The organism is Bacillus sp. EB106-04-04-XG123 (assembly GCF_058791855.1).
The window spans coordinates 213694-227726 of sequence record NZ_JBYTDZ010000003.1 but is presented as its reverse complement, the minus strand read 5'-3'; the positions used below and the strand labels follow the sequence as shown (position 1 = coordinate 227726).

General features: G+C 41.0%; 14 protein-coding genes and 1 riboswitch. Of the genes, 12 read left to right on the top strand and 2 right to left on the bottom strand.

The annotated features are described in order from the left end of the window. The first annotated feature begins 43 nt into the window (after positions 1-43). The 5 genes from AC3WTB_RS11605 (at position 44) to AC3WTB_RS11585 (ending at position 5125) form a co-directional block, all read left to right on the top strand. The gene (locus AC3WTB_RS11605) at positions 44-766 is read left to right on the top strand and encodes a response regulator transcription factor (protein WP_003215596.1); all 723 of its coding nucleotides are present in this window, start codon (positions 44-46) and stop codon (positions 764-766) included. Continuing rightward, entirely contained in the window at positions 763-2544 is a 1782-nt protein-coding gene (locus tag AC3WTB_RS11600) for an ATP-binding protein (protein WP_039179612.1), read from the top strand. The genes AC3WTB_RS11605 and AC3WTB_RS11600 overlap by 4 nt, the downstream gene beginning before the upstream one ends. Positions 2545-2746: 202 nt before the next feature. After that, positions 2747-3355, top strand: coding sequence for an RNA polymerase sigma factor SigX (gene sigX, locus AC3WTB_RS11595; RefSeq protein ID WP_039179611.1), 609 nt, complete (start codon positions 2747-2749; stop codon positions 3353-3355). After that, positions 3267-4376 (top strand): RsiX family anti-sigma factor, encoded by a 1110-nt coding sequence (locus AC3WTB_RS11590; protein WP_492333752.1) that lies wholly within the window; start codon positions 3267-3269, stop codon positions 4374-4376. Before sigX ends, AC3WTB_RS11590 begins: the two co-directional genes overlap by 89 nt. Before the next feature lie 104 nt (positions 4377-4480). Continuing rightward, entirely contained in the window at positions 4481-5125 is a 645-nt protein-coding gene (locus AC3WTB_RS11585; protein ID WP_492333751.1) for a peptidoglycan DD-metalloendopeptidase family protein, read from the top strand. A 198-nt stretch (positions 5126-5323) separates the two neighbouring features. Here AC3WTB_RS11585 and serA read toward each other — a convergent pair whose 3' ends face one another. Next, positions 5324-6898, bottom strand: coding sequence for a phosphoglycerate dehydrogenase (gene serA, locus AC3WTB_RS11580; protein ID WP_024422834.1), 1575 nt, complete (start codon positions 6896-6898; stop codon positions 5324-5326). Between the two features lie 287 nt (positions 6899-7185). Further along, positions 7186-7316: riboswitch (FMN riboswitch) on the top strand. Positions 7317-7460: 144 nt separating this feature from the next. Here serA and fmnP point away from each other — a divergent pair. After that, positions 7461-8042, top strand: a complete 582-nt coding sequence (fmnP, locus tag AC3WTB_RS11575; RefSeq protein ID WP_041109656.1) for a riboflavin transporter FmnP — start codon at positions 7461-7463, stop codon at positions 8040-8042. A 34-nt stretch (positions 8043-8076) separates the two neighbouring features. Here fmnP and AC3WTB_RS11570 read toward each other — a convergent pair whose 3' ends face one another. Continuing rightward, the gene (locus AC3WTB_RS11570; protein WP_003215700.1) at positions 8077-8325 is read right to left on the bottom strand and encodes a ferredoxin; all 249 of its coding nucleotides are present in this window, start codon (positions 8323-8325) and stop codon (positions 8077-8079) included. Between the two features lie 267 nt (positions 8326-8592). On the opposite strand from AC3WTB_RS11570, the gene AC3WTB_RS11565 reads away from it, so the two are divergent. The 6 genes from AC3WTB_RS11565 to AC3WTB_RS11540 all read left to right on the top strand — a co-directional run bounded on the left by AC3WTB_RS11565 (position 8593) and on the right by AC3WTB_RS11540 (position 13913). Then, positions 8593-9645, top strand: a complete 1053-nt coding sequence (locus AC3WTB_RS11565; RefSeq protein ID WP_099663360.1) for a YpbB family protein — start codon at positions 8593-8595, stop codon at positions 9643-9645. Continuing rightward, positions 9638-11146 carry a RecQ family ATP-dependent DNA helicase gene (locus AC3WTB_RS11560; protein WP_492333750.1) on the top strand — a complete coding sequence of 503 codons (1509 nt, stop codon included), beginning with the start codon at positions 9638-9640 and terminating at the stop codon, positions 11144-11146. The genes AC3WTB_RS11565 and AC3WTB_RS11560 overlap by 8 nt, the downstream gene beginning before the upstream one ends. Then, positions 11143-11784, top strand: coding sequence for a CPBP family intramembrane glutamic endopeptidase (locus tag AC3WTB_RS11555; RefSeq protein WP_041109653.1), 642 nt, complete (start codon positions 11143-11145; stop codon positions 11782-11784). The genes AC3WTB_RS11560 and AC3WTB_RS11555 overlap by 4 nt, the downstream gene beginning before the upstream one ends. Beyond that, positions 11729-12517 (top strand): LysM peptidoglycan-binding domain-containing protein, encoded by a 789-nt coding sequence (locus tag AC3WTB_RS11550; protein WP_059375550.1) that lies wholly within the window; start codon positions 11729-11731, stop codon positions 12515-12517. The genes AC3WTB_RS11555 and AC3WTB_RS11550 overlap by 56 nt, the downstream gene beginning before the upstream one ends. Positions 12518-12581: 64 nt before the next feature. Continuing rightward, positions 12582-13037 carry a DUF2663 family protein gene (locus AC3WTB_RS11545; RefSeq protein WP_025093048.1) on the top strand — a complete coding sequence of 152 codons (456 nt, stop codon included), beginning with the start codon at positions 12582-12584 and terminating at the stop codon, positions 13035-13037. A gap of 87 nt (positions 13038-13124) precedes the next feature. Continuing rightward, the gene (locus AC3WTB_RS11540; protein WP_492333749.1) at positions 13125-13913 is read left to right on the top strand and encodes a metallophosphoesterase; all 789 of its coding nucleotides are present in this window, start codon (positions 13125-13127) and stop codon (positions 13911-13913) included. Positions 13914-14033 lie beyond the last annotated feature (120 nt).

Below are 14033 nucleotides of genomic sequence, written 5' to 3'. Positions count from 1 at the left end.
GTTAAAATGAATGTAACAACGGAGAAAGCAGGAGGACTGTCTAATGGAACACACAACTCAAACGAAAATATTAGTCGTAGATGATGAGGCAAGAATTCGCCGCCTTTTAAAAATGTATTTAGAACGTGAAAATTATGAAATCGATGAAGCTGAAAATGGAGATGAGGCGATTCAAAAAGGGCTTCAAACCGATTATGACCTTATTTTGCTCGATTTAATGATGCCTGGTACAGATGGAATCGAAGTGTGTAATCAAATTCGAGACAAAAAAGCGACTCCAATCATTATGCTGACGGCAAAAGGAGAAGAAGCCAACCGCGTTCAAGGATTTGAGGCAGGAACGGATGACTACATCGTCAAACCTTTCAGTCCGCGTGAAGTTGTTTTACGTGTGAAGGCATTGCTCAGAAGATCGTCTCAAACGTCTTATCTGAATACTGGGACAACAACAAAAGATGTTCTTGTGTTTTCTCATCTTTCTATTGACCATGATGCACATAGAGTGACGGCTGATGGCAAAGAAGTCAGCCTCACGCCGAAGGAATATGAGCTTTTATATTTCCTTGCTAAAACACCGGATAAGGTTTATGACAGAGAAAAGCTGTTAAAAGAAGTATGGCAATATGAGTTCTTTGGAGACTTACGAACAGTTGATACCCATGTCAAACGACTTCGTGAAAAATTGAATAAAGTGTCACCAGAAGCTGCGAAAAAAATCGTAACTGTATGGGGTGTCGGGTACAAATTTGAGGTCGGCGCTGAATGAAACTGTGGAAAAGTGTTGTAGGAAAGCTATGGTTAACCATTCTTTTCCTCGTCCTGATCGTTTTATCTATTTTAACTGTGCTTCTTTTAGAGTTCATTGAGAATTATCATGTAGAAGAAGCAAAATCTGATTTAACACAAATGGCGAACAAAGTAGCGGTCATTTTAGAAAGCCATGAGGATCAATCGCTTGCAAGATCGATCACATCAGAACTCGCTGACAAATTGACGAGTATTGCGATCATCCAAGAGGACGGGCTAGAGTGGTATTCGTCTGAAAAAGGCGGGAAGCTTCCTGCGATTACAAAGAAACAAATCGAAGCGGACAGAGATTTAAACCAAGCACTGAAAGATCGTAAAAAAATCAGTAAACGTGCAGAACCTGATGCAGGCAATCAAAAAGATGAACGAATTGTAGTCGGTGTTCCATATGAGGCGAACGGAAAAAAAGGCATGGTCTTTCTTTCTCAGTCACTCCTCGCTGTAGAACAAACAACAAAACATACGACGCGATACATCTTCTTAGCCGCTGGAATTGCGATTGTACTGACCACTATATTCGCTTTCTTCTTGTCAACACGTGTCACCTATCCTCTTAGAAAGATGAGAGAGGGTGCACAAGATTTGGCGAAGGGGAAATTTGATACAAAGATTCCTATTTTAACGCAAGATGAGATTGGAGAACTGGCGATCGCCTTTAATCAAATGGGGAAGCAGCTTAAATTCCATATCACCGCCTTAAATCAAGAAAAAGAACATTTGTCTAATATTTTAAGCAGTATGGCTGATGGCGTCATCACGATCAATATTGATGGAACGATCTTGATGACCAATCCTCCTGCAGAACGATTTTTGCAGGCGTGGTATTATGAGCAAAATATGAAGATCAAAGATGGAGATGAACTGCCGCCAGAAGCGCGCGAGCTATTTCATACAGCTGTCAGCACAGAAAAGGAGCAAATGATCGAAGTTACGCTGCAAGGGCGTACGTGGGTTCTTCTCATGTCTCCGCTTTATAATCAGCAGGATGTCAGAGGAGCAGTTGCAGTCCTTCGTGATATGACGGAGGAACGAAGACTTGATAAACTGAGAAAAGACTTCATTGCCAATGTCAGTCATGAACTTCGTACACCAATTGCCATGCTGCAAGGGTACAGTGAGGCGATTGTAGATGACATTGCGGGATCAGAAGAGGAAAAGAAAGAGATTGCGCAAATTATCTACGATGAATCACTTCGAATGGGACGACTTGTAAATGATCTTCTAGATCTAGCGAGAATGGAAGCAGGTCATATTACACTGAATCTTGAATCAACAGATACGGAAGAGCTGACTGAGAAGATCTACCGCAAGTTTCTAGGGATTGCGAAAGAAAAACAAATCGATCTTACGTATAATATTCAAGTGGATGAACCGTACTTTGTATTCGATCCAGATAAGATTGAGCAAGTGTTTACGAATCTCATTGATAATGCCATTCGTCATACACCAGAGGGCGGAGAGGTTCACTTTTCGGTTCAATCGGTGGAAAACGGGCTGAAAATGGATGTGAAAGATTCGGGAAGCGGAATTCCAGAAGAGGACCTGCCCTTTATTTTCGAGCGCTTCTATAAAGCTGATAAAGCAAGAACAAGAGGACGTTCTGGTACTGGGCTTGGCCTTGCGATTGTGAAGAACATCGTCGAAGCGCATCAAGGCTCTATACATGCTCACAGCAAAACGGGTGCAGGTACACACTTCACCTTCTATATTCCGAGAAAAAAGCAGGAACTCGTCTAATCTTGACGAAGAATCTTGTTACATGAGAAACACTTCTTTTCGAAAGAAAATGAAGTGTTTTTTCTATTTTGAAATTTTTAAGGAGAAGTTAAACAAAAAGCCCTTTCCAAATTGTCTAACTTGTAATATATTTGTCATAAAGTTGTAATGTAACGTTTTATAAGAGTCACTCGACAAAAATAAGTGAACGGAGGGGTTTCCTATGCATGAAACCTTTCAAAAAATATATGATTCGTACCATCAAGATTTGTACCAGTTTTTATTTTATATGGTTAAAGATAAAAATCAGGCAGAGGATCTCGTGCAGGAGGTTTACATTCGGGTACTTCACTCATATAAAACTTTTGAAGGAAGAAGCAGCGAGAAAACATGGCTGTTTTCAATTGCAAGGCATGTGGCGATTGACTGGTTTCGCAAACAGCAAACCATTAGACAACGGGTGCTCGGCACGTTTGATTGGGATAAGCAGGATGTAAAAGATCCAGACTTACTCCCAGACGAACTAGCTGTACAGGATGAAAATACAAAAGAAATTTATGCCGCACTTGATCACTGTACGATTGATCAAAGAGCTGTCATCATTTTAAGGTTTATCCAGGGCTACTCAATCATGGAGACGGCAAAGGCGCTAAAGTTCTCGGAAAGCAAAGTCAAAACAACGCAGCACCGAGGCCTGAAAGTGCTCCGAAAACATATGGAGCTTTTGAAGGAGGAGCTAGTGAATGAAAACGAACAGGTCCGATTGGAGCGAAGAACGAATCAAGGTGTTACTAAGTCAGCTTCCAAAAGTGGAGGACAACCGTTCATCTAAGCGGATATACCAGCAGATGCTGATGGCAAGCGGGAAGAAAAAGAAAAGTGTCAGATGGATCGGTCCAGCGGTGGCAACCGTTGTGGTTTTATTTATGGCGTTTTTAATTTCTCCTCATTTATTTCAGCGGGCTGCTCAAGAACAGCATCAACAGATGAAAATGGACTCAAGTGCTGACAAAGGACAGGCGAATGCCACATTAGAGCCGGTCAAACAGGCAAATGGTACCGCGCATGTTGTTTCTCATGAAGACAAGCAAAAGTATATGACGGTTGCATACATAGATGAATCAACATCTCAAGTGGTTCCCATTAGTATTGAAAAAGAAAATGAACATGACCATTTGCAGGAAATGATGAACACATATGAACAGGTGCAGCTGCCTGAAATGACAAAGCCGCTTCAATCTTATCTTGAGATGGTGGACCTTCGTGAAAAAGGGAATACACTTGTCTTTCAGTTAAAAAATGATTTGTCCCTTGATACGATAAAGGAAGCCAATCGGTTTAAAGATATGGTAAAAGAAACGCTGAAATGGAGCAGGTATAAGCAAGTGGAAGTCAAATCTGTCAAAGGCTCTCAGCTTCAATTAGGGGCAAGTGGAAGCATCGGCAGGGTATCGATTGATAAAAAAACAAAGCAAGCTTATTACGTACTAGAAAATAAGAGCGGGACTTTTTTGGTGCCCTCAAAAACGCATTATTCTTCTTATGAAGAGGCGGTAGAGGCCATGAAACGGTCGAGTGATTCTGGGCTCGAACCATTAATTAAAGAAGAATCCGTTAAAGAAGTGACATCAAAAGGTAAGCATGTGACGATCACGTTTGGAGCATCAGCGAAATTATCGGACTCAATTGATCATATTCTACTCATTGAAGGTCTGCTGCTCACAGCGAAAGATTTTGGTTTTACAGATGTCACCATTCAATATGCAGGAACAGATCAAGTAGGACCTTATGAATTAAACGAACCAATAGAGGTACCGGCTCTGCCGAATCCAGTTGTCATCAAAGATCGTTAAAGGACGCAAGTAAGTCATTGCGTTCTTTTTTAATGTATAGAAAATGGCCTTCTTGCTGTATACTAAGCTGTCATGAAAAGAACCTCAAAGAAGGGGAGTCACTGATGAAAAGGTATTTCATAGGTGCAAGCTGTTTTTTGTTCTTCATCTTAGAACCATTTGCCCATGCGCAGCAGACAAACGAATGGGTGGAGCCAGTGAAAGGAGAAGTCACTGACTTGTTTGGGACAAGGGGCGGCTCGCATAAGGGATTAGATATAGCTGCGCCAGAAGGAGAATCCATTTTTGCTGCAAGTGAAGGTGTGGTTACGCGTTCGTATGTATCGGCTACATATGGAGAGGTTGTGTTTATTCAGCATCCAAACGGATACGAAACCGTCTATGCTCATTTACACGAGCGTTTTGTGAAAAAGGGTGACCATGTACAAGCAGGGCAGCCGATTGGCATCATTGGCAACACAGGAGCCTCTAGAGGCACTCATTTGCATTTTGAGGTACATCGTGGCAATTGGTCAGTCAGCAAAGAGGATGCGATAGATCCGCTCAAAATGATTGCAGTGGAACGTTTCAAAGAGCCCGCTCTTCATGTAAATGGACATGAAAAAAATACATATGTCATTCAAAAAGGGGACACTCTTTGGTCAATAGCAAAGGCGCATGAAATGACTGTGGAACAATTGAAAAAGATCAATGAGCTGACCACTCACCTCATTCGAACAGGAGACCGTTTAATGGTTTCAAAAAAATAAACCTCATGCAAAAGCATGAGGTTTCAGCGTGTAGACAAACCCTCGCATTCGCCCGCAGGTCTGCGCGCCGGTACTCACGAATGTCAAATTCGCTCCGTTCCGGTGCTCACCCTTCCTAGGGCTGCAAAGGTTTTCTATCACGCTGAAAAGAAGACAAAGGGCTAAAATCAAGATCATTTAGCCCTTTATCACTGTTTTTTAAAGGTCAATCAGGCGGACAGAAAGAATATCCTGTACTTCCGTTAATTTTTTCACAATTTCATCTTCTAGATGCTTATCGAATGAAAGCATCATAATGGCTTCGCCGCCTTTTTCTTTACGTCCTACCTGCATTGTTGCGATGTTGACATCGTGGTCGCCTAAAATCTGTCCAACCTTTCCAATCACACCAGGTGCATCTGTATGCTGGATGTAGACAAGGTGTCCATCTGGATAAAAATCAATATTAAATCCATTAATAGAAACAACGCGTTCCCCTAGATGCGGGATGTAAGTCGCTTTTAGAGTAAAGGTTGAAAGGTCACCTTTGACTTCAATAGAAATACTGTTTTCGTAACCAGATTCGCTGGAAGAAATTTTCTCACTAAAGCTAATGCCGCGTTCTTTTGCGACCATTCCGGCATTTACTTCATTCACAGTCGAATCAACGCGCTCTTTTAAAAAGCCTGAGAGGAGACTTTTTGTGATAAAGGATGTTTCGAGTTTTGAAATAGAGCCTTCATAAGAAATGCCTACTTCTTTTACAGGTTCTCTCATTGATTGAGAGACAAGACGTCCAAGTTTTCCTGCAAACTGATGATAAGGCTGAATCTTTTTAAATTCGTCTTTTGTCATCGCTGGTAGATTAATAGATGACATGACAGGAAGGCCTTTGGCAAATTGAAGGACTTCTTCAGATACTTGCGCTGCTACATTTAATTGTGCTTCTTTTGTAGAGGCACCAAGATGCGGAGTTGCAATGACGTGTGGATGATCCACAAGCGGATTATCAGTTGGAGGTTCTACCTCGAATACATCGAGTGCAGCTCCTGCGACATGGCCGCTTTCAAGTGCCTCAAGAAGGTCAGCTTCGTCAATAATGCCGCCGCGTGCACAGTTTACAAGGCGAACACCTTTTTTCGTTTTTGCAATCGTTTCTTTATTGAGAAGTCCTCTTGTTTCTTTTGTTAATGGCGTATGTACAGTAATAATATCTGATACTTCGAGTACTTCATCGAGTGATTTCGCATTGACGCCAATTTTTTCTGCACGTTCCTTTGTGAGAAATGGATCAAACACGTTGACTGTCATGCCAAACGCTCTTGCACGCTGGGCGATTTCACTTCCGATTCTGCCTAAGCCGACAATCCCAAGAGATTTTCCGTAAAGCTCAGCACCAACATATGCACCTCTGTTCCATTCTTTTGATTTGACAGAAATATTGGCTTGCGGAATATGACGCATAAGTGATGAAATCATGGCGAACGTATGCTCAGCTGTCGAGATCGTATTACCGTTTGGTGCATTGATCACAATGACGCCATGCTTGGTTGCTTCATCAATGTCAATATTGTCTACTCCCACACCGGCACGGCCGACAATTTTTAATGAAGTCATTTTTTCATAAAGCTCTTTCGTTACTTTCGTGGCACTTCTGACAAGTAAGGCATCAAACGTGTGTAATTCATCTTCTGCTTCTGCTACATTTTTTTGGACAATTTCAACAAAATCTGACTCTAAAAGTGGTAGAAGACCATCATTGCTCATCTTATCTGAGACTAATACTCGAAACATCGTAAGATTTCCTCCTAAAATAAACGTCATAAATATCTGATAATTTACCATATTCCTTTTCACTGTGTCAATCAAATTAAAGCAGTAAAGTGAAAAAGAAAACACGAACATTTCTTTGTGTCTTTATAAAGAATGAACACCTTTAAACAAAAGATAACCAATTTTTGCGCATTTGTCATTAGAATTTTTGTGTTTTTTACGATTTCTTAAAACTGATGAATTTGCTCAGGATTTTTATCTGTACAAATGCTCATATATCATATATAATGATGTCGAATTGAATAATGATCAATCTTCGGGGCAGGGTGTAATTCCCTACCGGCGGTGATGAGCATAGTCTCTAAGCCCGCGAGCCTTTTTGGCAGGATTCGGTGTGATTCCGAAGCCGACAGTATAGTCTGGATGGGAGAAGATGGAGGTTCATAAACGTTGAAAACATTGATGTTTACACGTTTATTTGTCTAGCCCAATTTCCCCGCTCCTGTTTTCAAGGGCGGTTTTTTTGTGGCTAAAATGGAACAATCCTCTTTTCGAAAGATTTGATCGAAAAGGAGAGAGAATATTGAATCAAAGTAAAGTAAAGCGTTTAGTCGTTACCAGTATGCTCAGCAGTATTTCGTTTGTATTAATTTTATTGGATTTCCCTTTCCCGGGTCTTCCAGCGTATTTGAAAATTGATTTCAGTGATATCCCGGCGATTATCGCAATTTTAATTTATGGACCGGGTGCAGGAATTGCTGTTGAGGCATTAAAAAATGTACTGCATTACCTCATTCAAGGCAGTATGTCCGGCGTTCCAGTTGGGCAAGTCGCGAACTTCATTGCAGGTACATTATTTATCTTGCCAGTCGCCTTTATGTTCAAAAAAATCAAATCAGCAAAAGGGATGGCATGGTCTATGATCGCGGGTACATTGCTTATGACTGTGATGATGAGCATTTTAAATTACTTCTTATTCCTGCCAGCTTACACATGGTTCTTAAACGCGCCAGAACTATCCGATCATGCGCTCAAGACGACCATTACAGCAGGGATCTTACCATTTAACTTTATTAAAGGCATCATCATTACCATCGTGTTCAGCCTCATTTTTGTGAAAATGCGTCCATGGTTTGAAAATAAACGTCGACTTCAAAATAGTTAATATAAAAAAAGCCCCTGCATAAGGGGCTTTTATACTATTCATGCTTAAGTGGGTCACCCTCGAAAGATTCGTCCGCAACTTTGATTGAATCCGTTGGACATCCTTCAAATGCATCAAGCATATCTTCTTCAAGTACTTCTGGAACCTCTACAGTTCCTTGGTTGTCATCAAGCGTAACAAATGCAATGCCTTCATCATCATAATCATAAATGTCTGGAGCAGCTGCACCGCATGCGCCGCAAGCAATACATGTGTCTTTGTCTACAATTGTATATTTTGCCATGTTAAAAAAATACCTCCCAGATTGTTCGATGGAACAAATGGTCTAACCTTTTTAGTTTCACCGATAAAAAACAATTTCCTCAAACCTTATTGTAATGATTTTAATTTCACATTTCAACTGTAAAGTGATTGAGAATGCTTATCACATAAGGGTTTGTTCATAACTTTCCCCCACAAATTGAGTTTAAACATTTCTTCTTCTATGAAATCTGTTAAAATAAAGGGAGAAAATATTCGAATTTTGTCAGGAAGACAGGTGCTTTGGCGAATGACTCTTCATTATTTGGATGTCATGTTAATGGACAGCGTATATAAATTGAACGGCGAACGCTCCATAAGTGCTGTCTACCATCTTTTTAAAGGAAAAAAATCATCACAAACCATACAGGATGCAAGTTTATTTCAGCTTTCAAAGTACTTCGGCTGTTACCCGGGGTTTACGAGGGAGCAGCTGAATCGCTCTACTATAAAACTTGACGAAGAGCACTACATCAAAAAAACGGGGGAGACATTCACTGTTACAGATGCAGGACAGCGTATGCTAAACCAGTACTTTTTAGAAAAACCGATGCCCGTTTATTTTCATGGTGCAAAATATCATGATAAAGCAAAGGTGCTATGGATGAGGCTCTCGTTACTTGTGCAAGTGCTTTCTCACCATATGGCTGGATCGTATCAATATGTCCCAATACAAAGAGATGTATCCGTACAAAGCTGGACGAAATCCTTCTTAAAACAGCATCACGAGAAGAATAAACTTTCAGAAGAGCTGCATCATGAACTAGAAACGCTCCTTAGCCGTATAAGTAATCAAGAGGCGCTGATTTTTGTTTATTCATTGACGTCAAATGAAAGAATCGGGCGTACGTATCAGCAAATGGCAGAGTGGCTAAAAGAAGATGTGTGGTATGTGTACCTGCTTTTTTGGAATGTCCTCCATTATTTTATTCATGCTGCCCAAAAAGGTGAGACGCAGCTCATGCAAAAGCTCGTAGGTGACCTTGAATTCAAACGCGTGCTAACAACCTCTACTCACAAAACGCTCGAACTTGTGCAAAAAGGCTTTGATATTGATCAGATTGCGCATATTCGTTCATTAAAAAAGGCAACGATCGAAGACCATATTGTCGAGCTTTCCATACATGAACCGAACTTCTCAATAGAGCCGTATGTGAGCGTAGAAGCGCAGCAGGCCATTCATACAGTAGCCAGGGAGCTTCAAACAAATAAAATGAAGCTGATTAAAGAAAAACTCGAACATTCATTTACTTATTTTCAAATACGATTGGCTCTGACAAGGATGGTGAAAGCAAATGGATAAGCTTCATCAGACGCTCATGCGATATTTTGGTTACGACTCATTTAAAACAGGTCAAGAGGACATTATTCAAAGTGTACTAAATCAAAAGGATACGGTTGCCATGCTGCCTACTGGCGGCGGGAAATCCATCTGCTATCAAATTCCCGGCTATATGTCAGATGGGTTAGTTCTCATTATTTCGCCGCTGTTATCGCTTATGGAGGATCAAGTCGAACGAATGAAAATGCGCGGAGAAAAACGAGTGGCGGCGCTGAACAGCACATTGTCTTTTCAGGAGAGACGGCATATCATTCGGCATTTGCCATCATATAAGTTTTTATTTGTCGCGCCTGAGGCATTAATGTCAGAGGTGCTGCTAGAACAGCTCAAATCGATGCATATTGGTCTGTTCGTCGTCGATGAAGCCCATTGTATATCGGAATGGGGGCATGATTTCCGTCCGGAATATTCCAAGCTGGGAGAATGGAGAGAAGCGTTAGGTCATCCTGTTGCCTTAGCACTGACGGCAACAGCAACAAAACAAACGCTAAAAGATACCGTGCAAACGTTAAGATTGCAGCATCCAGACTTTCATATTCATTCTGTCAACCGGCCAAACATCGCTTTAGTTAAAGAAGCGCACGAAACGAAAGAAGCAAAAGAGAAACGGGCCATTGAGCTTGTGGAATTCCTGCAAGGCCCCGGTCTGATTTATTGCCCGACTCGGCAAATGACAGAAGAAATGGCGCTTTTTATGAAACAAAAAAACCATCAGCGTGTAGAGTATTACCATGGCGGAATGGATGCAGGAGACCGCATGCTTATTCAGCAGCAATTTATCAGCGGACAGCTTGATCTCATTTGTTGTACAAGTGCTTTTGGAATGGGAATTGACAAAGCAGATATACGATTTGTTATTCATATGAGCCCGCCGCAGTCAATTGAAGCATTTATGCAGGAAATTGGCAGAGCAGGACGGGACGGGAAAAACAGTGTGAGCATTCTTTTATATACAGAAGAGGATGCGGACATTCAACAGCATTTAATACAAGCCGAGGGCTTTGATGATCCAGAAATTGATTTTTTCTTAGCTAGATTGACACAAATGCAGACAAATGATGAAAAAAAATTACGTGAACAATTGATGGAATCAGGGCTTCAGGAGACACGGGCAAGAATGCTGATCCATTATTACAGGATGTATCAGTTTGAACAGCCTCGTGAGCTCCTGATGAAACTGAAAGAGAAATTGCAGGACAGACAAACAGAAAAACTGAGAAAAGTGTGGCAATTTAAGGAGCGGATCACAGATCATCGCTGCTTTAGACAATCTCTGTTATCATACTTTTACGAACAGCTTGATCAAACGGAGACCGCATCCTCTGGCAATTGCTGCTCTTCTTGCGGACTTGACCTGTCTGATTATGAAAAAAAAGAACAACCATTGGAGCTGAATGAAATGAAACACTGGAAGACCGTGCTGGATCGTATGTTTCATCTGACAAAAGAGGCGCAGCATTGATCGAACAACATCGCCGAATCATTGAAAAATTAACCGATCGACAAGTCGTAGAACAGCTGTATTTTACGCAGCTGCTGATGCTGGTTATTTCTTTTTTACTAGGGATATTTATGTTCGATCATTGGACAGATTTCACATCCCTTTGGGAGATTCAAGATGCGCGGATACTGACTTATGGAATTGGCGGCGCTGTGCTTGTAATCATTGTGGATGCAATTGTCATGAAGGTGTTTCCTGCTCATATGTATGATGATGGCGGATTAAATGAAAAAATGTTCAAAAACCGCAGCATCCCGCATATTGTTTGGTTAACACTGCTCATCGCCTTTTCAGAGGAAATTCTATTCCGAGGGATCGTCCAGCAGCAATTTGGATTGGAGATTGCTAGTATCGTGTTTGCGCTCCTTCACTTTCGCTACTTATCAAAAATACTCTTGTTTATCCTTGTGGTTTCCATTAGTATTTTTTTAGGACTTTTATACGAGTGGACGGGGAATTTATTTGTTCCTGTCATGACCCATTTTGTCATTGACTTAGTCTTTGCTTGTCAAATTCGTTTGAAATATAGGGGGAGGGATGAACATGGAAGAAATGTCGAGAATGAAGAGAAAGAAGGAGCAGCTGACAAACATCCATGACGATGATGTTGAGAAGATTTTTGAAGAAGAAGAAGTACAGCCTTCAGATGACTCTCACTTTCCTACACGAGAAGATTTTCATGAATATAAAAAGCAGCGCACGAAAAAGGTTCGCAATCCTTTGTTTACAACACTGGCTATTATCTTTCCTATTATCGTCGTCACGGTGTTCTTCCTTTTGATCTACTACACGTCAAAGGAAATCAACCATAATAATAATCAAGATGTATATAATATTGATTCTACATCAAGTGCTGACACAGACCCAGTCCCGTCAGCACTTGCCGAAACGAAAAATGACTCAAGCGCTGATAAAGCGGATGCGTCTGATGATGAGAAGCAAAAGAAAGATGAAGAAAAACAGCGATCGAAAGAAAAAGCTGAACAGAAGAAAAAAGAAAAAGCTGCTAAAGAGAAAGAAGAGCGTGAACAAGCAGCGAAAGAAAAAGAGCGGGAGCGAGCTGAAGCTGCCAAAAAGCGTGAACAGCAGCAGCTAGCCCTGCAAAAGCAACAGGAAGAGAAAAAACGAAAAGAAGCTGAAGAGAAAAAGAAGCAGGAAGAAAAGCCAGTTCGTGTCGTGCAGCACACTGTTGGTCCAGAGGAAAACCTGTATCGAATTTCAATGAAGTATTACAAAAACCGTTCGGGTGAAGAGAAAATTAGAGCCTATAATCATTTGAAAGGTAACAGCGTGTACAGTGGTCAAGTGCTGAATATTCCACTAGAAAACTAATCATCTGACATGAATGAAGAAGCACGCACATACATATGTAGAAAAAAGGGACAGGGTGTATGTGATGACATTGCACGCAATCAGCCGATATATGGATCAGCCAACACAGAAGATGATGGAAACATTGATCAAAAGAAAGCATAAATATGAGGGGTTTGCCAAGCAGTGCAAAAGGTGGCAATGGACAGCCCTTCTATCGCTGGCCATTCTTTTGTTTTATTTTGTGATCACGGCAAATGCGGGAGGCGGCTCGCTTCAGCCAGAAGCGATGATTGCCACACTGCTTGGTCATGAAGTTTTTCTGTTTTGGATCATGGCTGAGGTCTTTGCTTTTTATGCCTCTTATTACTATAAGAAAAAAGAAGAAAAGGCTGAAGATGAATATCATCGGCTTCGATGTGAAATTATACAAAAGAGCACAGACTTATGGCCGCAATCAAATCAGTGGAAAGAGCGCGAGACGGTTTTTCACTATATGCAGAAGCAATATGACATTAATCTTTATTATGAAAGTAAATAAATGAGAAAAAAAGACGTTTAACAGTTGAAACGTCTTTTTTCATTCAAGCGTCTTATGAAAGAAAGATATGTAAGGGAGCCATTTGTGATGAAATATGCCATCGGATTTACTGCCGCCATTGCGGCTGTTACAACAGGTGTGTGTGTAACGGCCAAAATGGTGAAAACGGCAAAACAAAACAACATCAAAAAGCATTACTTTACAATAGAAGCACTTCAATCAGACCGGCCTGCTGTTATTTTCTTTATTTCTGATACACACAGACGTCTCATCAGTGACACTTTATTAGCAGAAATCAGACAGGAAGAGCCAGATGTGATTATGATTGGCGGAGATTTAGCAGAAAAAGGGGTGCCCTACGCAAGGATTGAAGAAAATGTGAAACGTTTATCAAGAATTGCGCCTGTTTATTTTGTTTGGGGAAATAATGATCATGAGCTGCACCAGCAAAGGTTGAAAGAGATTCTTCATGCATACGATGTCACGACTTTGCAAAATGAAACGGCTGTATGGAATTTCGAAGGCCAGCGAATTAAAATCGGAGGAATTGATGATATTCGGCTTGAAAAAGCAGATTATGAAGCGATACGGCCAGAGTTTGTGAAAGAAGATGTCAATATTCTCTTATCACACAATCCAGATGTACATCATTTGATGAGTGAAGAGGAAGGAATTGATCTTGTCCTGAGCGGTCATACGCATGGGGGACAGATCCGAATTGGGAAATTTGGACCGTATGAAAAAGGAAGAACAGGCCAGGTCAAAGGTGCGTTCTTTCTCATTAGTAATGGCTACGGTACAACAAAACTTCCTTTGCGTCTCGGAGCAGAACCAGAAACCCATCTGATCTATTTAATGCCTCTAAAAACGCGTTAACTTGCGGAACCCTCAATATTTTCCATAAAAGTCACCGTAAGCATAGCTTCATGCTTGTCTTCCGTCTTGACACAGTGTAAACTGAATACAAAATTAAGAACCTATGACTCATCATCTCAT